Annotated in this window: 20 protein-coding genes; 10 read left to right on the top strand and 10 right to left on the bottom strand. The window is 71.9% G+C overall.

All coding sequences use genetic code 11. From position 1 onward, the window contains the following. The first annotated feature begins 22 nt into the window (after positions 1 to 22). Positions 23 to 745, top strand: coding sequence for a phosphotransferase (locus Air01nite_RS05875; protein ID WP_203700788.1), 723 nt, complete (start codon positions 23 to 25; stop codon positions 743 to 745). Between the two features lie 146 nt (positions 746 to 891). On the opposite strand, the gene Air01nite_RS05870 is transcribed toward Air01nite_RS05875, so the two are convergent. The 5 genes from Air01nite_RS05870 to Air01nite_RS05850 form a co-directional block, all read right to left on the bottom strand. Beyond that, a complete protein-coding gene (locus Air01nite_RS05870; RefSeq protein ID WP_203700787.1) occupies positions 892 to 1,218 on the bottom strand; it encodes an immunity protein CdiI family protein in 327 nt (108 codons plus the stop codon). Between the two features lie 7 nt (positions 1,219 to 1,225). Then, positions 1,226 to 2,350, bottom strand: coding sequence for a glycosyltransferase family 4 protein (locus Air01nite_RS05865; RefSeq protein WP_203700786.1), 1,125 nt, complete (start codon positions 2,348 to 2,350; stop codon positions 1,226 to 1,228). Next, complete coding sequence (locus tag Air01nite_RS05860) at positions 2,347 to 3,612, bottom strand: M48 family metallopeptidase (protein ID WP_203700785.1); 1,266 nt, start codon at positions 3,610 to 3,612, stop codon at positions 2,347 to 2,349. The genes Air01nite_RS05865 and Air01nite_RS05860 overlap by 4 nt, the downstream gene beginning before the upstream one ends. A 39-nt stretch (positions 3,613 to 3,651) precedes the next feature. Next, positions 3,652 to 3,876 (bottom strand): hypothetical protein, encoded by a 225-nt coding sequence (locus tag Air01nite_RS05855; RefSeq protein WP_203700784.1) that lies wholly within the window; start codon positions 3,874 to 3,876, stop codon positions 3,652 to 3,654. 72 nt (positions 3,877 to 3,948) lie between these two features. Continuing rightward, positions 3,949 to 5,322 carry an NYN domain-containing protein gene (locus Air01nite_RS05850; RefSeq protein ID WP_203700783.1) on the bottom strand — a complete coding sequence of 458 codons (1,374 nt, stop codon included), beginning with the start codon at positions 5,320 to 5,322 and terminating at the stop codon, positions 3,949 to 3,951. 127 nt (positions 5,323 to 5,449) lie between these two features. On the opposite strand from Air01nite_RS05850, the gene Air01nite_RS05845 reads away from it, so the two are divergent. The 6 genes from Air01nite_RS05845 to Air01nite_RS05820 all read left to right on the top strand — a co-directional run bounded on the left by Air01nite_RS05845 (position 5,450) and on the right by Air01nite_RS05820 (position 11,739). Continuing rightward, the gene (locus tag Air01nite_RS05845) at positions 5,450 to 7,165 is read left to right on the top strand and encodes a DEDD exonuclease domain-containing protein (protein WP_203700782.1); all 1,716 of its coding nucleotides are present in this window, start codon (positions 5,450 to 5,452) and stop codon (positions 7,163 to 7,165) included. 188 nt (positions 7,166 to 7,353) lie between these two features. Continuing rightward, the gene (locus tag Air01nite_RS05840; protein ID WP_203700781.1) at positions 7,354 to 9,138 is read left to right on the top strand and encodes a RelA/SpoT family protein; all 1,785 of its coding nucleotides are present in this window, start codon (positions 7,354 to 7,356) and stop codon (positions 9,136 to 9,138) included. Between the two features lie 76 nt (positions 9,139 to 9,214). Further along, on the top strand, positions 9,215 to 9,772 hold the full coding sequence (locus tag Air01nite_RS05835) for an NUDIX hydrolase (protein WP_203700779.1): 558 nt from the start codon (positions 9,215 to 9,217) through the stop codon (positions 9,770 to 9,772). Beyond that, on the top strand, positions 9,765 to 10,580 hold the full coding sequence (locus Air01nite_RS05830) for a nucleotidyltransferase family protein (RefSeq protein WP_203700777.1): 816 nt from the start codon (positions 9,765 to 9,767) through the stop codon (positions 10,578 to 10,580). The genes Air01nite_RS05835 and Air01nite_RS05830 overlap by 8 nt, the downstream gene beginning before the upstream one ends. Before the next feature lie 33 nt (positions 10,581 to 10,613). Further along, positions 10,614 to 10,901 (top strand): Lrp/AsnC family transcriptional regulator, encoded by a 288-nt coding sequence (locus tag Air01nite_RS05825; protein ID WP_203700776.1) that lies wholly within the window; start codon positions 10,614 to 10,616, stop codon positions 10,899 to 10,901. Continuing rightward, positions 10,888 to 11,739, top strand: coding sequence for an alpha/beta hydrolase family protein (locus tag Air01nite_RS05820; protein WP_239090517.1), 852 nt, complete (start codon positions 10,888 to 10,890; stop codon positions 11,737 to 11,739). Before Air01nite_RS05825 ends, Air01nite_RS05820 begins: the two co-directional genes overlap by 14 nt. A 428-nt stretch (positions 11,740 to 12,167) precedes the next feature. On the opposite strand, the gene Air01nite_RS05815 is transcribed toward Air01nite_RS05820, so the two are convergent. From Air01nite_RS05815 to ctaE, 5 genes are all read right to left on the bottom strand, one after another. Further along, positions 12,168 to 12,374 (bottom strand): hypothetical protein, encoded by a 207-nt coding sequence (locus Air01nite_RS05815; RefSeq protein ID WP_203700774.1) that lies wholly within the window; start codon positions 12,372 to 12,374, stop codon positions 12,168 to 12,170. Between the two features lie 171 nt (positions 12,375 to 12,545). Continuing rightward, a complete protein-coding gene (gene qcrB / locus Air01nite_RS05810; RefSeq protein WP_203700772.1) occupies positions 12,546 to 14,150 on the bottom strand; it encodes a cytochrome bc1 complex cytochrome b subunit in 1,605 nt (534 codons plus the stop codon). Beyond that, the gene (gene qcrA, locus Air01nite_RS05805; protein WP_203700770.1) at positions 14,147 to 15,283 is read right to left on the bottom strand and encodes a cytochrome bc1 complex Rieske iron-sulfur subunit; all 1,137 of its coding nucleotides are present in this window, start codon (positions 15,281 to 15,283) and stop codon (positions 14,147 to 14,149) included. The genes qcrB and qcrA overlap by 4 nt, the downstream gene beginning before the upstream one ends. Next, positions 15,280 to 16,110, bottom strand: coding sequence for a cytochrome bc1 complex diheme cytochrome c subunit (qcrC, locus tag Air01nite_RS05800; RefSeq protein WP_203700769.1), 831 nt, complete (start codon positions 16,108 to 16,110; stop codon positions 15,280 to 15,282). Before qcrC ends, qcrA begins: the two co-directional genes overlap by 4 nt. Before the next feature lie 73 nt (positions 16,111 to 16,183). After that, a complete protein-coding gene (ctaE, locus tag Air01nite_RS05795; RefSeq protein ID WP_203700768.1) occupies positions 16,184 to 16,783 on the bottom strand; it encodes an aa3-type cytochrome oxidase subunit III in 600 nt (199 codons plus the stop codon). 103 nt (positions 16,784 to 16,886) lie between these two features. Here ctaE and Air01nite_RS05790 point away from each other — a divergent pair, with 103 nt between their 5' ends. The 3 genes from Air01nite_RS05790 to trpD are packed head-to-tail and all read left to right on the top strand — an operon-like array spanning position 16,887 to position 19,350. Beyond that, positions 16,887 to 17,813, top strand: a complete 927-nt coding sequence (locus tag Air01nite_RS05790; protein ID WP_203700767.1) for a cytochrome c oxidase assembly protein — start codon at positions 16,887 to 16,889, stop codon at positions 17,811 to 17,813. A gap of 18 nt (positions 17,814 to 17,831) precedes the next feature. Next, a complete protein-coding gene (locus tag Air01nite_RS05785; protein WP_203700766.1) occupies positions 17,832 to 18,248 on the top strand; it encodes a response regulator in 417 nt (138 codons plus the stop codon). A 40-nt stretch (positions 18,249 to 18,288) separates the two neighbouring features. Further along, positions 18,289 to 19,350 carry an anthranilate phosphoribosyltransferase gene (trpD, locus tag Air01nite_RS05780; protein ID WP_203700765.1) on the top strand — a complete coding sequence of 354 codons (1,062 nt, stop codon included), beginning with the start codon at positions 18,289 to 18,291 and terminating at the stop codon, positions 19,348 to 19,350. Positions 19,351 to 19,425: the final 75 nt, after the last annotated feature.

Here is a 19,425-nt window from a genome sequence, read left to right as displayed (position 1 = left end):
CCTGACGATCGCCGGCGGGTCTGTGACCAAGCGATACACGTCGTGGCAGCGCGGCGAGCATCTGCGGGAGTGGGCGGCGTTGCGGCACATCCATCGTCACGCACCCGATCTCGTGCCCCGACCGCTCTCGGCGAAGTTGGCCGCGCGGCCGCCCACGGTCACCATGGCGCTGGTTCCTGGTGAGCCGCTCGCCGGGTCGCCGACGCCGGAGCAGATGACCGCCGTGGTAGCGGCCGTGCGGACGCTGTGGCGGGTGCCGCCCGTCTGCAGTGGGATCGGCCCGTGGTCGGACGACCTCGAGTTCGGGCGCCGGCTGACCACCGGCCCGCGCCCCGCCGGCGGCATCGCGGCCGAGGCCTTCGATGCGGCACTGGCCTGGTGGAACGGCCCGGACCCGGCGCTGCTGGCCGGCCCGCCGACCGTGACCGTCCTGGGTCACCGGGACCCCAACGCGGCCAACTACCTGTGGGACGGCCGCCGGGTGCGGATCGTCGACTTCGAGGACTGCGCGGTGTCCGACCCGGCCACCGAGGTCGCGATCATGGCCGAACACCTGTCCTGGCGGGGCGTCGACGCTCTGTGTGCTCTCTTCGACGTCGATCAACCACGCCTGCTCGCGGCCCGGCGGCTATGGGCCATGTTCTGGTTGTCGCTGCTGCTCCCCGGCGGACCCGCCATCGCCCGCAACCCGCCGGGGACGACGGAGACGCAAGCCGCGCGCTTGCTGGATCTCCTGGACCACTGACCGACTGTCGCTGCCGCCCGCACCCACCGAAGACGACGAAGACGTAATCCGCTCGCTCACTAGGTCCGCCAGGCCGTTGTTGCCGCACTCCAGCTGACCCGACCACCGCCCGCAAGCCACCGGAGACGGCGGACGCGCCCGGGTTGCTACGTCTCCTCGACCTCTGAGGTGCCGGGCTCGGGGTCGAGGTAGAACCAGACGACCGCCTCCGGGAGTTCCGCGGCGACGCGGATGGCCAGGCGGCGGCCTTCCGCGTTGAGGGCCGAGTCTTCGGACGCCGTGACCGGCCGGCTGTCGTTCGGGTCGGCGATGTTGACCATCGACTCGTACCACTGGCGCCACGCGGCGAGGCGGCCCACGAGGGTCCGGGTCAGGCCCAGCTCGGCCGGGTCTTGCGGCTCGAAGACCTCGTCGCCCTCGGCGCGGACCCACAGCGGGTCGCAGCCGTAGTCGTCCATCACCTTGATCTGCATCGCAACCTCACGGAGTGAGCAGGGCGCGCATGCGGGTGGCCTGGGTCTGCCACTGCCAGTCGCGTTCGACCCAGGCGCGGCCCGCGCGGCCCATGCGCTCGGCCAGCGCCGGGTCTGCCAGCAGCGTCGCCACGCGGTCGGCGATCTGGTCGATGTCGCGGCCGTCGACCACGTAGCCCGTCTCGCCCTCGCGGACCGCGTCCGGGGCGCCGCCCGAGTCGCCCGCGACGACCGGGAGGCCCGTCGCCGACGCCTCCAGGTAGACGATGCCCAGGCCCTCGACGTCCAGGCCGCGGCCGCGGGTGCGGCACGGCATCGCGAAGACGTCGCCCGCCGCGTAGTGGGCCGGCAGCTCCTCCCACGGGACGCCGCGCGTGAAGACGACGTGGTCGGCGACACCGACCGACGCCGCCAGGCGGCGTAGTCGCTCGTAGTTGGGGCCGCCGCTGACCAGCAGCAGCAGGGCGTCGGGCACCGCGGCCCGGATCGCGGGCATGGCGCGGATCAGGGCGTCCTGGCCCTTGCGCGGGACCAGGCGCGACACGCAGACCACGACCGGGCGGTCGCCGATGCCGTAGCGCTCCCGGACCGCGCCGCCGTCGACGCCCGGGTGGAACGCGTCGACGTCGACACCCGGGGCGAGCCGACGCAGGTCGGTCAGGCCGTGCAGGGCCCGCTCCAGGCGGGTGCGCTGGTAGTCGGTCAGGTAGGTCACCACGTCGGCGCCGCGGGCGATGCGGCGCAGCAGCGCGCGGGCGCCGGGCAGCGCCGCCCAGCCGACCTCGTGCCCGTGGGTCAGGGCGACCACCCGCGAGACGCCCGCCCGGCGGCGCAGGCCCTCGGCGAGCAGGCCCAGCGGCGCGGCCGCGCCGAACCAGACCGTGTCGCACTCGTGCGCCCGGGCCAGCTCGGCGGCCCGGCGGGCGACCTTCGGCGTCGGCAACAGGATCCCGGTCGACTCGCGGACCACCTCGAAGGGCTGGTCGGCGTCGAACTTCTCGGCGCCCCGCCAGGTCGACGCGTAGACCACCACCGAGCCCGCCGGCTGCCGCACAGCCAACTGGTGCACGAACTTCTGGATGCCGCCCGGCCGCGGCGGGAAGTCGTTGGTGACGAGCAGCGTGCGGCTCATCGGCCTGCCCTTTCGCCGCGGGCGTAGGCGCGGGCGGCGGCCATGCGCTCCACGGTGGACGGGTGTGACGCGCCGTAGAGGTATTCCCACCGTGGCGGGTCGGGATCGCCGAGGTTGACGGAAGAGAGCCGGGCCTGCATCGCCTCGAACGTACCGGGGTCGTTGGTCAGCGCCAGCGCATGGGCGTCGGCCCGCGCCTCGGTGTGTCGCGACAGCAGCGCCTGGGCCGGCGACGACACCACACCGGCCACCGCCACCACGGCGACCAGCAGCGCGAACGCCCGCGGCTCGGCGATCGACGTCACGCCCGCCGTGCGGAGCAGGCCCGTCCAGCCACCGAGCAGGAACAGCGTGACCACCGCGAGCGCCGCGCCCAGCGCGCCGATCAGCGTGCCGGTGAACACGTCGCGGTCCTTCGCGTGGCCCAGCTCGTGCGCCACCACGCTGACCACCTCGGCCGGCGGCGCCTCGCGCAGCAGCGTGTCGTAGACCACGATGCGCCGGGTCGGGCCGAGGCCGGACACGTAGGCGTTGACCTGCCGGGTGCGCCGGGACGCGTCGGCGACCAGCACGTCACGCACCGGGACCCCGTCGTCGCGGGCGAGCTGGACCAGCTCGGTGCGCAGCGGGCCGTCGGCCATCGGGGTGAACTTGTTGAAGACCGGCTCGACCAGCACGGGCAGCACGAACGAGAGCAGCACGACCAGCGCCGCGGCGCCGGCCGCACCCCACGCCCACCACCAGCGGGGCGCGAAGTGGGTGATCGTGTAGAAGCCGAGCAGCGCGACCACGCCGATCACGGCCGAGACCGCCCAGCCCTTGAGCAGGTCGACCGTCCAGCCGCCCCAACCCTGGGTGGACAGCCCGTAGCGGGACACGATCGAGTGCCGCCAGGCGGCGAACGGCCGGGTGACCAGGTCGGCGACCAGGACGACCGCGAGGCCGCCGAGGACCGCCTGCGCGACCCAGTTGCCGCCGAACGGCCGGCCGATCGCCTCGATCAACCGTGCACCCAGCGGGCTCAGGCCCAGGGCGAGGGCGACCACCAGGCCGACGAGCATGCTGCCGTAGCCGGCGGGCCGCAGCGCCGCACGGAACGCCTTGCCCGCGGTGACCTGGTCAGCCGGCAGCGAGCGCAGCGCCGCCAACTGGTCGGCCCTGGGTGCCGGCGGGCGGTGCCAGGGCACGAGCACGAGCACGGCCACCGCCAGCGAGACCGCGAGCACGCCGAACGCGACCACAGCCCACGTGCGTGGCGTCATCCGGCCCACCTCCCGCTGACAATCGGATCATCTTAAGGGTCAGGCGACCCGGAAGCCGGAGTGCGACCGTCGCACCATCCGCAGGGCGGCTGGCTGCGCGCTGACCACCTCGACCTCGAAGCCGGCCCGCGCGAACACCTCGATCGCGCGTAGCTCGTCGGCGTCGAGGCTCTCGATCTCGGAAGGAGTGTCGAGCAACGCCGTCACCAGGCACCCCCGGCACGCCGCACCTCGCACCGTGCAGCTGGAGCAGTCGATGAGCATCACAGGCTCCTGTCTAGGAAGACACCGTCCGTGATGCTGACGCTAGCGAGCGGGTCCGACAAAACTTGTGGATCAGCTCCGCGACAGCCGTCTGACCAGGGCATCCGCGCCCAGCGGGTAGGCGCCGTGGCGGCGTACCCCGTCGGCGACCTCACGGTCCGAACTCACGACGACCACCGGGCGCCCGGCCGGCTCGGCCCGGACCAAGCGGCGGATCAGCTCGTCGGCGGTCTCGCCCTTGCGGGAGAACAGCACCCGGACCCCGCGGGGCGCCGGCGGCAGCCCGTGCACGCGCTCCGCGCCGTCGAAGACCACGGTCACCTCGTCACCGGTCTGCGCCGCGATGCCGCCCAAGCCGGTGATCAGCCGCTTGCGCTGCTGTTCGAGCGACATGTCGCCGTACCCCCGCTTGGTGACGTTGTATCCGTCGACCACCAGGTGGGCGCGTGGCAGGGCGAGCAGCTGGTCGAGGCGGGCCGGGTCGTCGGTGTCGAGGGCGCGCGCGCTGGACGCGGCACCGGGCTCCTCGCCGTGCGCCTCGGCGACGTAGTCGGCCGGGCGCCGGTCGGTGGGCTCGAGGGCCAGCTCACGGCGCAGGCCGACCGCCGCCTGCCCGATCGTCTCCAGCAGCAGCCACAGCCGGGCGTCGTCGACCGAGCGGGCCTCCTTGGCGCTCTGCCGCGCGCTGCCGGCGACGGTCTCGGCCTCGGCCAGCCGGGCGCGCACCCGGCGCAGCTCGGCGTCGTGGTCGGCCGCGGCGCGGGTGGCCCGGCCCTTCTCGGTGGCCAGCATCTCGGTCGCCTTGCGCTCACGGCCCAGCAGGTCACGCAGCTGCCGCGACTGCAACCGCAGCTCCTCGCGGAGCTGGCCGAGCTCGGCGCTGACCCGGGCCAGCTCGTCGCGGAGCTTGTCGGCCTCGCTGCGGGCCACGGCCCGGTCGTGCTCGGCCCGGGCGGTGCGCTGCTCGGCGTCGCGGACAAGCCCGGCGATAGCGGCGCTGTCGGCCTCGGCCCGCACGGCCTCGCCGGCGGCCTCGACCAGCTCACGCCAGCCGGCGGGCCGGGCCAGGTAGGCCAGCGCGGCCACCTCGACCGGGTCGGCCGCGGCCGGGCAGATGCCGTCGACCACGGCGGCGCCCAGGTCACCGACCTCGGCGATGACCCGGCTGGATATCCGCTGGCGGAACAGCGAGTCGCCGGCGAGCTGCGCGGCGATGGCGGGGCCGCCGAGCCGGGCCCGGCGGTTGGGCGCGAACTTGGCCACCCGGCGCAACGGCACCGGCTGCTCGTCGAACGGCAGACCGGGCAGGGCGGAGGCGGCGAGGGCGACGACGCGCTGCCGAACCGGCTCCGGGAGCAGGGGCTCGGCCTCCGGCTCCGGACCGGCTGACGACGGCGTGACCGCTTCCTCGGGAAGGCGGCCGTCGCGCGGTTCGGGCTCGGACATGGAGCAAGTCTCCCACCGTCGGCCACTCCGGCGCCCATTGATGTAGTCGATCTTTTTGCGACGCGTACGCGAAACGCCTGTTGCCCGTGCGACGGAAGTGTCGTACCGCTGTTCTAACGTCCTGTCCGTGGTGGAACAGCTCTTCGTCCAGGGCACGCTCGACGGCCTCCTGTCGGCCGGCGACGCGACCGACCTGCGCGACACGACCTTCGTCGTGGTCGACCTGGAGACCACCGGCGGTGCTCCCGACGGCGGCGGGATCACCGAGGTCGGCGCGGTCAAGGTGCGCGGCGGCGAGGAGCTGGGCGTGCTGGCCACGCTGGTCAACCCCGGCCAGCCGATCCCGCCGTTCATCACGGTCCTGACCGGCATCACGCAGGCGATGGTGCTGCCGGCCCCACCGATCGAGGAGGTGCTGCCACCGCTGCTCGAGTTCGTCAAGGGCGCCGTGCTGGTCGCGCACAACGCTCCCTATGACGTCGGCTTCCTCAAGGCGGCATGTGCCAAGTTCGGCTACACCTGGCCCAACCCGCGGGTCCTCGACACGGCGGCGCTCGCCCGGCGGGTGCTGATCCGCGACGAGGTGCCCAACCGCAAGCTCGGCACGCTGGCGCAGCACTTCCGCACCGCGCGCCGGCCGACCCACCGGGCGCTCGACGACGCGCTGGCCACCGTCGACGTGCTGCACGCCATGATCGGCCGGCTGGGCAGCCACAACGTCAACACGGTCGGTGACGCGATCGAGTTCGCCAAGGCGGTCACCCCGACCCAGCGCCGCAAGCGGCACCTGGCCGAGGGGCTGCCGCACGCGCCGGGGGTCTACATCTTCCGCGCCGCCGACGGCCGCCCGCTCTACGTCGGCACGTCGGTCGACATCGCGACCCGGGTACGCAGCTATTTCACGGCGGCCGAGAAGCGCGCCCGGATCTCCGAGATGCTCGCCGCCGCGGAAAAGGTCGACGCCGTCGAGTGCGCGCACGGCCTCGAGGCCGAGATCCGCGAGCTACGGCTGATCGCGGCGCACGCGCCGCCCTACAACCGCCGCTCGAAGTTCCCGGAGCGGGTGGTGTGGCTCAAGCTGACCGACGAGCCCTATCCCCGGCTGTCGGTGGTCCGCGCGCTGGCCGAGGACGACACCGCCTACCTCGGGCCGTTCACCTCCAAGCGGTCCGCCGACCTCGCCGCCGCGGCGGTGCACGACGCGATCCCGCTGCGGCAGTGCACGCTGCGCCTGTCGACCAAGACCAAGACACCCGCCTGCGCACTGGCTGAGCTGGGCAAATGCGCGGCGCCGTGCGAGCACAGGATCAGCAGGGAGGCCTACGAGGAGAGCGCGGCGGCGCCGTTCCGCACGGCCACGAGCGGCGACCCGAGACGCGTCATCGAGCCACTGCTGGGCCGGATCAACGTGCTCTCCGACGCGCAGCGCTACGAGGACGCCGCGGTGGTCCGCGGCCGGCTGGCGGCCGTGCTCCGGGCGACGGTCCGGATGCAGCGGCTCGCCGGGCTGACCACGATCGCCGAGCTGGTCGCGGCCAGGCGGGGCGGCGACGGCGGCTGGGAGCTGGCGATCGTGCGGCAGGGTCGGCTGGCGGCGGCCGGCAACTCGCCACCGCGAGTCCATCCACGCGCGACGATCGAGGTGCTCCGCGCGACGGCCGAGACCGTGCTGCCCGGTCACGGCCCGGTGCCGAGCGCGACCGCCGAGGAGACCGAGCGGATCCTGTCGTGGTTGGAACGACCCGACACCCGCCTGGTGGAGGCGTCCGCCGGGTGGGCGTCGCCCGTCCGTGGAGCGGCCCGCTACCGGGAGTTGCTCCGAAAGGCGGAAGCCCAGGGTTAATCGCCGGACAACATCGCCTACCGCCGAGCGCCACGACGAGACTCACCCGTTCGCCCAGAAGCAACTGACCATTTGGACTACGGTGCGTGACTTAGTCTGGTAGAGAAATGCACTCGTGACTGTCTCGCCCGATTTCCCGGGCGAAGGCACGATTCGCGGGTGCTGGCCTCGTCAGGAGGTGTGCGGGCGTGGATGTCGACGCCGGTCACGGCGCCGCGCTGGGTCGTGTGGTGCCTGTCCAACCTAACGACCTGCCCATCTCCCGCCGGCTACGGACATTCCTGTCCTGGCCTGGTTCCGACGACGATCCGGTCACCCGGCTGGTCCGCACCCACCGGGAGGTGCACGCCGGCGACCCCGGGATGCTCCGCCGGGCATACGGGATCGCCGAGAGCATGCACCGGGGGCAGTTCCGCAAGAGCGGCGAGCCGTTCATCACGCACCCGCTCGCGGTCGCCCAGATCCTCGCCGAGCTGGGCATGGACACCACCACGCTGGTCGCGGCCCTGCTGCACGACACGGTCGAGGACACCCGATACACGCTGCAGGCGCTGCACGGTGACTTCGGGCCCGAGGTGGCCCACCTGGTCGACGGCGTGACCAAGTTCGACAAGGCGTTCTACGGCAAGGCGGCCGAGGCCGAGACGATCCGCAAGATGCTGGTCGCGGCCGGCAAGGACGTCCGGGTGCTGATCATCAAGCTGGCCGACCGGCTGCACAACATGCGCACGCTGGACGCCCGCTCCCCCGCCTCCCGGGCCCGGATCGCCAAGGCCACCCTCGACGTCCTGGTGCCGCTCTGCGACCGACTCGGCATCCAGCTGCTCAAGCGGGAGCTCGACGACGTGGTGCTCTACCACCTCGAGCCCGACGGCTACACCGCCGTCGACGAGCACGTGCAGGCCCGCACGGGTTGGGACGAATACGTCACCGAGGTGGCCCTGCGGGCCAAGAGCACGCTGCGTCGCAACCGGGTGACCGCCAACGTGACGGCCAGGCCGAGGCACTACTACTCGATCTGGAAGGACACGGTCGAGGCCGGCTACGCGGTGCCGCACGACCTGCCCCGGATCGCGGTCGTCGTCGACGGCGCCGACACCGACTGCTACGCGGCGCTGGGTGCGATCCACGGCTGTTGGCGGCCGGTCCCGGGCCGGTTCAAAGACTTCATCGCGTCACCGAAGAACAACCTCTACCGCTCCCTCCACACGACCGTGATCGGCCCTGACGACCGCTCGGTCGAGGTGCTGATCCGCACCGAGGCGATGCACCAACTCGCCGAATACGGGATCGCCGCCCACTTCCGCTACCCCAAGACCCCGGCCGCGATGGCCGAGGCCCGGGTCGAGCAGCTCGCCTGGCTGCGCCGCGTGCTCGACTGGGAGCAGGCCACGTCCGACGCGGCCCAGTTCCTCGAGTCGCTGCGCTGCGACCTCGCGGAGTCGCAGATCCAGGTGTTCGCCGAGGGCCGGCAGGTCGTGCTGCCGTCAGGCTCGACCCCGGTCGACCTGGCCTACGAGCTGGCCACGGAGCGCGGCGACCACTGCCTCGCGGCCACGATCAACGGCCGCCTGGCGCCGCTGTCCTCCGAGCTCAGCGAGGGCGACGTCGTCGAGATCTTCACGGAGGCCGAGTCGACCGAGGGCGCGGCCGTGCTGCCGGCTGGCCCGCGCAAGGAGTGGCTGGGCTTCGTCAAGTCGCCGCAGGCCCAGATGCAGATCAACCGCTGGTTCGCCGACCACGACGAGCCGGGCATCAGCATCCCCGACAAGGTCCGCCTGGGCCGCGCCACGATCGGCCTGGCCCTGCGCCGCCACGACCGCGGCCTGGCCAACGACCGCCCGCTGCGCCAGTTGGCCGACGAGATGGGCTACCCGGACCTGGAAACCCTGCTGGTCGCGGTCTTCGACCGCGCCATCACCCCGGAGTCGGTAGTCGACCGCCTGGTCGCCCTGGTCGACCGCCGCGAATAGCCACCGGGCCGCGCTGAACCGGCCCGGGTCGGCGGTACGTGCGGGGCGGGTGGGGCGCGGCTACTAGCCTTGCTCTGTGGATCCCCGCCGCCGCGCGTTGCGCGCCATCGTCTACGGAGTCTTCTATCGACTGCCGCATCCGGTGCGCCGGCGGTTGGTGCGGGCCGTGGTGCCCAAATACATCGTCGGTGGGGTGACGCTCGTCCGTGACTCCGAGGCCGCGGCGCCCGGGCGGTTGTTGCTGCTGCGCCAGCCACCTGGGCGCGGCTGGGGGCTGCCGGCGGGGCTGCTGCGGCGCGGCGAGGCGCCGATCGTCGGCGCCGCGCGGGAGCTCGGCGAGGAGTCCGGCATCCACCTCGACCCGCACGAGCTGACCCCGGCCGTGCCCAACGCGGTCGTACACGCCAAGGGTTGGGTCGACATGGTCTTCGAGGTGTCGGTGCCCGCGTCGACCACCGTGCTCGAGGTCGACGGTGCCGAGGTCTACGAGGCCGCCTTCCACCCCATCGACGATCTCCCCCGGCTGACCGTGGCGACCGCTCGGCTGCTGGCCTACTACGGCCTCGGTCCGCTGGTGGCGCCCGACGATCCGACCAGCATGGAGCGCCCGAAACTGCCGCAGCACGATGGCTGACCTCTGCGCGGTGGTCCTCGCGGCCGGCGAGGGGCAACGGCTGCGGCCGCTGACCGAGCTGCTGCCCAAGGCGCTCTGCCCCGTCGGCAACGTACCCCTGCTTGATCGTGCTCTTGACCTGGTCTGCGGGTTCGGCCTCGACGGGCCCGCCGACGTCGCCGTCAACGCCAGCTACCTCGGCGACCAGGTGGTCGCGCACACCGGCGAGCGGGCGCACCTCTCGGTCGAGCCCGACCACCCGCTCGGCACCTCCGGCGGGCTCGGCAACCTGCGCGAGTGGGTCGGCGGGCGCGGGGTGCTGGTCGCCAACGCCGACGCCTACCTCGCCGGCGGCGACCCCCGCGCGCTGCTGGACGGCTGGGACGGCGAGACCGTGCGGCTGCTCGGCCAGGCGGTGCGGGACACGAGCCGGCCGGGGCTGTTCAGCGGTCACCGGTTCGCCGGCCTGTCGCTGCTGCCCTGGCGGCGGGTCCGCGACCTCGACGCGGCGCCGGCGGAGCTGGTGCGCACCGTCTGGCGGCCCGCGGAGGCGGCCGGCGAGCTCGAGGTGGTCGCGTTCGACGGCGTCTTTTTCGACACGGGTACGCCGCGCGACTACCTGGCCGCCAACCTGCACGCCGCGGGCGGCGACAACCTCGTCGCGGGTACGGTCACCGGGCGCTGCGTGCGCTCCGTGGTCGGTGCCGGCGCCACCGTGGCCGGCGACGTGGTCGACAGCGTGGTCTGGCCCGGCGCGGTCGTCGCGGCCGGCGAGCACCTCGACCACGCGATCCGGGCGGGCCGTCAGCTGACGGTCGCGGGCCGCTAGCATTCGTCCAGGCACGACGAGAGGAGCCCATCGGTGATCACCGCGATCGTCCTGATCGACTGCGCCGCCGACTCGATCCCCGAGGTGGCCGAGAAGCTGGCCGATCTCGACGGGGTCAGCGAGGTCTACTCCGTCGCCGGCGGCGTCGACCTGATCGCGATCGTCCGGGTCCGCGAGTTCGACCAGATCGCCGACGTGATCGCCGGCGGCATCTCCAAGGTCGACGGCGTGATCAACACGGACACGCACATCGCCTTCCGGTCCTACTCGCAGCACGACCTCGAAGAGGCGTTCGCGATCGGGCTTCGTGAGTCCGACTGATCTGGAGTACGTCGACCGGGGCACCGACCGGCTCGCGCTGCGCCACTACCCGGCGCCGTCGCCGAGCGCCCCGGTCGCCGTCGTGCTGCCCGCGATGGGCGTCGCGGGCCGGTTCTACCGCCCGCTGGCGGAGTCGCTCGGCGCCGCGGGCTTCGCGGTGGTGGTGGCCGACCTGCGGGGCACGGGCGACAGCACGCCACGACCGAGCCGGTCGTCGGGTTACGGCTACGCGGACCTGGCCGACGACGTGGGCGCGGTGCTCGACTCGCTGAAGACCGACTACGCCGACCGCCGCACGGTGCTGGTCGGCCACTCGCTCGGCGGCCAGGCGGCGCTGATGCATCTGGCGACCGCGCCGGGCGAGGTCCAGGTGGACGGCCTGGCCCTGGTCGCGGCGGCCATACCGTACTGGCGGGCATACCCGAGACACGGTCTCGTCGTCGGCGGTTACATGCAGGCGATCGGCCTGACGGCGACGGCGCTGGGCGTCTGGCCCGGATGGACGTTCGGCGGCCGCCAGGCCCGGGGCGTGATCCAGGACTGGGCGGGTTCGGGCCGCACGGGTCGCTTCCCGCGGATCCAGGGTCTCGACACGGACGCCGCGGTCGGCACGGTCACGACACCGGTGCTGGCGATCAGCATCGACGGCGACATCTACACGCCGCACGAGACGCTCGACCACACGACCGCGAAACTGCGCCGGGCGCCCGTGCGCCGCGAGCGCCTCGCGCGGATCGAGGCCGAGGGTCGCCCGGCCCATTTCGCCTGGGTACGCGCACCGGGCCCGGTCACCGCCCTGATCGCCGACTGGCACGCCACCCTGCCTCCACGCCCCTAACGACCCGAGCCAACCCTCAGGCGCGCGGTCCACCGCGTTCCAGCTCGCCGGGCCGGGTGTGACGAGGGCCCGCGATGGCAACGTCCGCAGGCCCCAAACGCCCAGGACCTGCACAAGACGTTCCACACCGGCCGAGGCGGGCTGCGCCGGGCCCGGGTGAGCGCCGTCGACGGCGACGCCGAGCAAAGAGCAACTCGCCGCCGGCGGACCGGCCAGATGGTCGCCCCAGCTGCCGTCGCTTTGGGCACGGCCCGTCGCGGAGGTGGCGGCCAAGTGTTATCCGGCAGGAGCGATAGTCCGGACCACCGCGGACCCGGGGACAGAAATCAACGCCCCAACCGACCGGCACGGCAGCCAACCGCGACCAGCAGCGGTCCCGGGGACTGCGTCAGCCAGCCCCGGGCAGCGCGGCTGGAGACGGCGGCGCGTCAGGCCGCGCGGCGTTGTTCCGGGGCCACCCAGCCCTTGCGGCTCGAGCGGAGCCAGACCGTGACCGGTGCGATGACCAAGGCGGCCCCGCAGCCTTCACAGATCAACTCCGGGCAGTCGCCGCCCTCGTGGTCGTCGCAGGGTGGGGGTGCGAACGGCATGTCCGTATTACACACGGCACAGGTGAGTTCCTCCTCGCCACGCATGGCGGCTCCTTTCGAAAGAGCGGAAGAACGCGAGCGGCCGTCATCACCACTCATGGCTCACGCTGCCACGCGGGCCGGGCCCACCGTGGGAAGTGGGTCCGGGTCGGCGTGTCGCCGAGCATGCGAAAGGCGAGGATCCCGGCCGGGATCCTCGCCTTTTCGACAGCTAACTCAGTGCTTCGACTCGATTTCCCGTCGTTCCGGGGCCGGCTCGATCGGCGGGTGGCCGGGCGAGACCGGGGCCTCGGCCGGGCGTTCGATCGGGCGGAAGAAGCCCTTCAGGGCCGGGCCGAGGGCGCCCAGGCGGTTCATCTTCTTCGGGACGACCCAGCCCGCGTACTCCAGTTCCTCGTGGTCGTGGCCGAGCGGCTGGTGGACCTCGTAGAACCGGCCGTCGGGAGCCCGGCGGATGATGCCGGTTTCCACACCGTGTGCGAGCACCTCGCGGTCGTGCTGCTGGAGGCCCAGGCAGATCCGGTAGGTGACGTAGTAGGCGATCGGCGGCAGGAGCAGCAAGCCGATCCGGCCCGCCCAGGTCATCGCGTTCAGGCTGATGTTGAACTTGTCGGCGATCACGTCGTTGCCGCCGGAGAGCACCAGGACCAGGAAGAACGCGACGGCCATCATGCCGAGCGCCGTGCGCTGCGGCACGTCGCGCGGACGCTGCAGCAGGTTGTGGATCTTGTTGTCCCGGTTGAGGCGTGCCTCGATGAACGGATAGAGCATCGGCAGCATCGTTAGGAAGCCGGGCAGCACCACCGTCGGCCAGAAGATCGGCGGGATGACGTAGCCGTTGCCTATGCCGATGTTGATCTGCCAGGCGGGCATCAACCGGGTCGAGCCGTCGAGGAACATGACGTACCAGTCGGGCTGGGACGCCGCTGACACGACGCCGGCCTCGTAGGGGCCGAACAGCCAGATCGGGTTGATCTGCATGGCGCCCGCGAGGAGCGCGATCACGCCGGCCACGGCCATGAAGAAGCCGGCCTGCTTGATCGTGTAGCGCGGGAAGAACCGCTCGCCGACCACGTTGTTGTTGGTCCGGCCGGGGCCGGGCCACTGGGTGTGCTTCTGCTTGAAGACCAGCGCCAGGTGGACGCTGATCAGCGCGACCAGCAGGGCCGGGATCAGCAGCACGTGTGCGATGAAGAACCGGCTGATGATGATCTCGCCCGGGAACTCGCCGTTGAAGATCGACGAGGTGAGCCACGTGCCGATCAGCGGGATGGACAGCATGATCGCCGAGGCGATCCGCAGGCCCGTGCCCGAGAGGCCGTCGTCCGGGAGCGAGTAGCCGGTGAAGCCGGCCAGGAAGCCGATCCAGAACAGCAGCGAGCCGATGATCCAGTTGACCTCGCGCGGCTTGCGGAACGCACCGGTGAAGAAGATGCGCAGCATGTGGACGACGATCGCGCCCATGAAGACCAGCGCCGCCCAGTGGTGCATCTGGCGCATGATCAGACCGCCGCGGACGTCGAACGACAGGTCCAGCGACGACGCGTACGCGGCCGACATGTGCACGCCGCGCAGCGGTGCGTAGCTGCCGTCGTAGGTGACCTCCTTCATCGAGGGCTCGAAGAAGAGGGTCAGGAACGTGCCGGTCAGCAGCAGGACGATGAACGAGAACAGCGCGATCTCGCCCAGCAGGAACGACCAGTGGTCGGGGAAGACCTTGTTGATGATGCCGCGCAGCGGGGTGGCTACGCCGAGCCGGTCCTCGACCTCGTTGCCGGCCTTGGCCGGCAGGGTCCGGACGTCAATCTTTCGGCGCTTCACGGCCGCTCCCAGAAGTCAGGTCCGACGGTGGCCTGGTAGTCCGACTTCGCCACGAAGTATCCCTCGTCGTCCACCGCGAGCGGAAGCTGCGGAAGGCTCCGGCTCGCCGGGCCGAACACGGGCTTGGCGTTGTCGGTGATGAGGAACTGCGACTGGTGGCAGGGGCAGAGCAGCCGGTTGGTCTGCTGCTCGTAGAGGCTGGCCGGGCAGCCCGCGTGGGTGCAGATCTTCGAGTAGGCGATGAAGTCGCCGTACATGAAGTCGGCGGTCGAGAACTTGTTGTGGCCGGTGCCCTTGACGTTGTTGGCCCGCGCCACCGCCCCGTCGTCGGGCCGCAGGTGGATCAGCAGCGTCGGCGAGTCGGCGTGCGCGTTGCTGGCGCCGCCGGGGATGCCCGGGAACACCGTCATCTGGCCGCCGGCGCTCACGTCGCCCGGGCGGATCGGCGTGCCGTCCTCGCGGGTCAGCCGGATCAGCCGCGTGCCGCCGTTGGCCTCCTTGATCGGGGCCCAGCCGGTGGTGAACATCTGGTTGTCGGCGTGCGGGTTCTTGATGAGCCCGCCGACGATCGGCGCCGCGAACACCACGGCGACCGGTGCGAGGCCCGCCGCGGCCGCCAGGCCGAGCAGCGGCCGCCGCTTCACGCCCAGCTCCTCGACCATGTAGGCCAGGGTCTGGCCGACGGCCCGGCGGTCGCCCTCGGGGCTGCCGCCGTCGTGCCGTTCCTGGATCGAGACCTCGCGGGGAAGCAGCTTCTTGCCCCAGGTGAGGATCGCGAAGCCGATGAACAGGGCGGTCAGGCCGAGCGTGATGCCGAGCAGCGGGGTGTACCACTTCATCAGCACGTTGCCCTGCTCCCACCGCCACGGCCAGGCGATGTAGAGCACGACGAAGGCCGTGCCGAAGAGGCCGACGAGCAGGAACATCAGCGAGACCGTGCGGGTCATCCGCTTCTCGGTCTTCGAGCCGCGCTCGGGGAACTGCGGCTCGTAGTGGACGATCTCGACGCCGTCCTGGCGGGCGGCGGCCTTGACCTTCTCGAAGCGGGTCGTACGCGGGTCGTCGTAGTCGATCTCCGCCGGAACCGACGACTTGTGGTCGTTGCCGTTCGACCCGGTGGTCTGGAGCGTCATGACTTCCCCGCAATCCACAGTGCCGTGAAGATCAGCGCCGTAATGCCGACCACGAAGACCGCGAGACCCTCGGTCGTCGGGCCGAGCCGGCCGAGGTTGAAGCCGCCCGGGTCACGGTCCTTCAGCGTCTCCTGGATGTACGCGATCACGTCGCGCTTCTGGTCCGGGGTGAGCTGGTTGTCACCGAAGACCGGCATGTTCTGCGGGCCGGACAGCATGGCACCCCAGATGACGCGGTCGTCGGTGTTGCTGATCCGCGGCGCGAACTTGCCCGAGGACAGCGCGCCACCACCACCGCCGAACGCGTGGCACGACGAGCAGTTGAGCCGGAAGATCTGACCGCCGGCCGCGACGTCACCGCCCGAGTGCAGGTTGTCGCCCTCGGGGATCTGCGGGCCGCCGCCGAGCTCCTGCACGTACTGCGCGAGCTGGCGCGTCTGCTCCTCGTTGAAGACCGGGGGCTTCTCGACCGCCTGGGCGCCCTGCGAGCCGAGCGGCATGCGGCCGGTGCTCACCTGGAAGTCCACCGAGGCACCGCCGACGCCGATCAGGCTCGGGCCGCGGCCCTCGATGCCCTGGGCGTTCATGCCATGGCAGCTGATGCAGCTCGTGTCGAAGAGCGCCTTGCCCTCCATGGCGGCCGGCGACAGCGGCGCGTCCTGCGCGGAGATGGCGGGCGCGAACGCGGTGTAGAGGCCGCCGGCGAGCACGAGGGCCGCGAGCAGCCGCGTCGCCGAGGCGATGCGGCGGCGGGCCTTGCTCCGCGGCACGGCGCGCCGCCTGCGCATCCGGGCGAGCAGACCGCCGGACCGGTGCGGAGATGTCATCAGGCTTTGTCCTTCACGGGTGTGCGACCTTGTCCCTTTGACGACGTGGGGGTCGGAAACGTGACTCTCATGATCACTGCAGACCGTAGATCATGAGGAAGAGGCCGATCCACACGACGTCGACGAAGTGCCAGTAGTAAGACACCACGATCGCCGAGGTCGCCTGCGCTGGGGTGAAGCGCCCCATCGTCGTCCGGATCATGTAGATGATGAAGGCGATGAGACCGCCGGTCACGTGCAGGCCGTGGAAGCCGGTGGTCAGGTAGAACATCGAGCCGTAGCCGTCAGCGTTGATCTTGATGCCCTCGCCGACCAGCGTGTGGTACTCGAACAGCTGGCCGCAGAGGAACGTCAGGCCCATCAGGAACGTGATGGTGAACCAACGCCGCAGCCCGAACACGTCACCGCGCTCCGCGGCGAACACGCCCATCTGGCAGGTGATCGACGAGAGCACCAGGATGACCGTGAACGTCGTCGCGTACGGCAGGTTGAGATGGGGCGTGTGCTCGGCCCACAGCTCCGGCGCCGCGGCGCGGATCGAGAAGTACATCGCGAACAGCGCCGCGAAGAACATCAGTTCGCTGGAGAGCCAGACGATGGTCCCGACGGAGACCATGTTGGGTCTCGTCAGGGAATGGATCCGGCTCTTGTCGATCGCTGGGGCCGCAGTCACGCGGTCATTATTGCGCCCGACCACCGAAGACGATCGCGGGGGTGCGTCCGGCGCGTCGTGGCCCGGCAAATGCCATCAACCTACGCGGTACTAACCTGGCTGCGTGGTCCTGGCAGAAACGACGCCTCCGCCGTTCACCGTCGCGAGCATCTTCACCGAGATCCGGCTCGACAGCTGGCTGACGGTGCTGCTCGTCGTCGCGGCCGGCCTCTACCTGTACGGCGTGCACCGGCTGCGGTTACGCGGTGACCGCTGGCCCGTCTCGCGCACCGTGTTCTTCCTGGTGCCGGGCCTCGGCGGTATCGCCTCGGTCACGGTGAGTGGCCTCCACGCGTACGACACGACGTTGCTCTCCGTCCACATGGTGCAACACATGGTGCTCTCCATGGTCGCGCCGATCTTCCTGGCCCTGGGCGCGCCGATGACGCTGGCCCTGCGCACGCTGCACGGCGCGCCGCGGCGGCGGCTGCTCGCGGTCGTGCACAGCCGGGTCGCCAAGGTGTTCACCTTCCCGCTGGTGGCGTTCGGGCTGTTCGTGGCCACCCCGTTCGCCCTCTACTTCACCGGGCTCTACGAGCAGACCCTGCGGCACGAGTGGCTGCACGAACTGACCCACGCGCACTTCATCGCGGTCGGCTGCCTGTTCTTCTGGCCGCTGCTCGGCCTCGACCCGCTGCCCGGCCGCTGGCCCTACCCGGCGCGGGCCCTGCTGATGCTGCTGTCCGTGCCGTTCCACACCGTGCTGGGCCTGACCATCATGCAGAGCAAGACGCTGCTGGGCGGCGACTGGTACCCGGCCCTGCAGCTCGCCTGGTCCAACCCGTTCGACGACCAGCGGGTGGCCGGCGGGATCCTCTGGGCGGGCGGCGAGTTCGTCAGTGTGACGATGATCGCGGTGCTGGTGGTGCAGTGGATCAAGGCCTCCGAACGGGAGGCGCGGCGGATCGACCGCGAGCTGGATCGGCAGGAGGCCCGGGAGCGGGCTCAAGATCAAAACGACGCGACGGTACGATCGGCGGCGCGCGACTAACCACGTGGGAGCCTTTCGATGACCGACCGCACGTACACCGTCCTGCTCTACAGCGACGACCCGAAGGTGCGCGACCGGATGCGCCTGGCCGTGGGCACGCGCCCGGCCGCCGACCTCGAGGTCGAGTTCGTCGAGGCCGACGACTACGACGCCTGCGTACGCCTGGTCGACGACTACGAGATCGACCTGATGCTGCTCGACGGTGAGGCCCAGCCCGCCGGCGGCCTCGGCCTGGCCCGGCAGATCAAGGACGACCGCCCCAACGCCGCACCGCCGGTCTGCGTGGTGCTGGCCCGGGCCGCCGATCGCTGGCTCGCCGCCTACGCGCAGGTCGAGGGCACGCTGATGTACCCACTCGACCCGATCGAGACCGGCCGCACCGTCGCGGCCATGCTCCGCTCCTACGCGTCCGGCGGCCCCGTCACCACCGCCTGACCCACTCCCCTTTTCCTCTGCCCGCCACGGGAGGCCCGGCATGGGCGATCGGACCTGGCCCCACCTGCTCACCGCGCTGCTGCGCGCCGAGGAGCTAGCGACACCCGACACCGCGTGGGCGATGGGCGAGATCATGGCCGGGTCGGCCACGCCGGCCCAGATCGCGGCGTTCATGATGGCGCTGCGGGCCAAGGGCGAGACGCCCGCGGAGCTCGCGGGCCTGGTCGAAGCGATGCTCGCGGCGGCGGTCACGGTCGACCTGCCCGAGGAGGTCCGGGCCGACGCGGTCGACGTGGTCGGCACCGGCGGCGACCGGGCGCACACGGTGAACATCTCGACGATGGCGGCCATGGTGGTGGCCGGCTGCGGCGTGCGGGTCGTCAAGCACGGCAACCGCGCCGCGTCGTCCCTGTGCGGCACCGCCGACCTGCTGGAGCACTTCGGCATCCCGCTCGAGCTGGGCCCGGCCGGGGTCGCCCGCACGGTCTCCGAGGCGGGCATCGGCTTCTGCTTCGCGGCCCGGTTCCACCCGGGCATGCGGCACGCCGGCCCGACCCGGCGCGAGATCGGCGTGCCGACCGCGTTCAACTTCCTCGGCCCGCTGAGCAACCCGGCCCGCCCCCGCTCCGGCCTGGTCGGCTGCTTCGACGAGCGGATGGCACCCGTGATGGCGGCGGTGTTCGCCGGCCGCGGCGACTCGGTGCTCGTGGTCCGCGGCGAGGACGGGCTCGACGAGATCAGCACGGCCGCGCCGACCCGCGTCTGGATGGCCCGCGGTGGCACGGTCACGGAGACCCGCGTCGACACGGTCGACCTGGGCCTCCCCCGCTCCCAGCCCGGCGACCTGCGCGGCGGCGACGCGACCTTCAACGCCGACGCCGCCCGCCGCGTCCTGGCCGGCGAGCCGGGCCCGGTCCGCGACGCCACCCTGATCAACGCCGCGGCCGCCCTGGTCGCCCACGCGGGCGGCGCGGACGACCTCGACGCCGCCCTGCGGGCCGGCCTGGCCCGTGCCGCCACAGCGGTCGACAGCGGCGCCGCCGCGACCCTCCTGGACCGCTGGGTGACGTCCGCCCAGTCGGCCAAGGCCGACGGCCTCTAGGCCGAGAGCCACCCTCACCCGAACACGTCGCGTGGTGCCCGCTCCACGCACCGCGCGCGGATCTAGGGCATTCAT

This window comes from Asanoa iriomotensis (genome assembly GCF_016862515.1).
Lineage (GTDB): Bacteria > Actinomycetota > Actinomycetes > Mycobacteriales > Micromonosporaceae > Asanoa > Asanoa iriomotensis.
This window is presented reverse-complemented; position numbering and strand designations above follow the sequence as displayed.

Excerpts from the sequence above, each read along its gene's own strand:
- trpD (WP_203700765.1), top strand. The coding sequence starts at position 18,289 with ATGGGCGATCGGACCTGGCCCCACCTGCTCACCGCGCTGCTGCGCGCC.
- Air01nite_RS05870 (WP_203700787.1), bottom strand. The coding sequence starts at position 1,218 with ATGCAGATCAAGGTGATGGACGACTACGGCTGCGACCCGCTGTGGGTC.
- qcrA (WP_203700770.1), bottom strand. The coding sequence starts at position 15,283 with ATGACGCTCCAGACCACCGGGTCGAACGGCAACGACCACAAGTCGTCG.
- Air01nite_RS05785 (WP_203700766.1), top strand. The coding sequence starts at position 17,832 with ATGACCGACCGCACGTACACCGTCCTGCTCTACAGCGACGACCCGAAG.
- Air01nite_RS05865 (WP_203700786.1), bottom strand. The coding sequence starts at position 2,350 with ATGAGCCGCACGCTGCTCGTCACCAACGACTTCCCGCCGCGGCCGGGC.
- qcrC (WP_203700769.1), bottom strand. The coding sequence starts at position 16,110 with ATGACATCTCCGCACCGGTCCGGCGGTCTGCTCGCCCGGATGCGCAGG.
- Air01nite_RS05855 (WP_203700784.1), bottom strand. The coding sequence starts at position 3,876 with ATGCTCATCGACTGCTCCAGCTGCACGGTGCGAGGTGCGGCGTGCCGG.
- Air01nite_RS05850 (WP_203700783.1), bottom strand. The coding sequence starts at position 5,322 with ATGTCCGAGCCCGAACCGCGCGACGGCCGCCTTCCCGAGGAAGCGGTC.
- Air01nite_RS05815 (WP_203700774.1), bottom strand. The coding sequence starts at position 12,374 with ATGCGTGGCGAGGAGGAACTCACCTGTGCCGTGTGTAATACGGACATG.
- Air01nite_RS05860 (WP_203700785.1), bottom strand. The coding sequence starts at position 3,612 with ATGACGCCACGCACGTGGGCTGTGGTCGCGTTCGGCGTGCTCGCGGTC.
- Air01nite_RS05830 (WP_203700777.1), top strand. The coding sequence starts at position 9,765 with ATGGCTGACCTCTGCGCGGTGGTCCTCGCGGCCGGCGAGGGGCAACGG.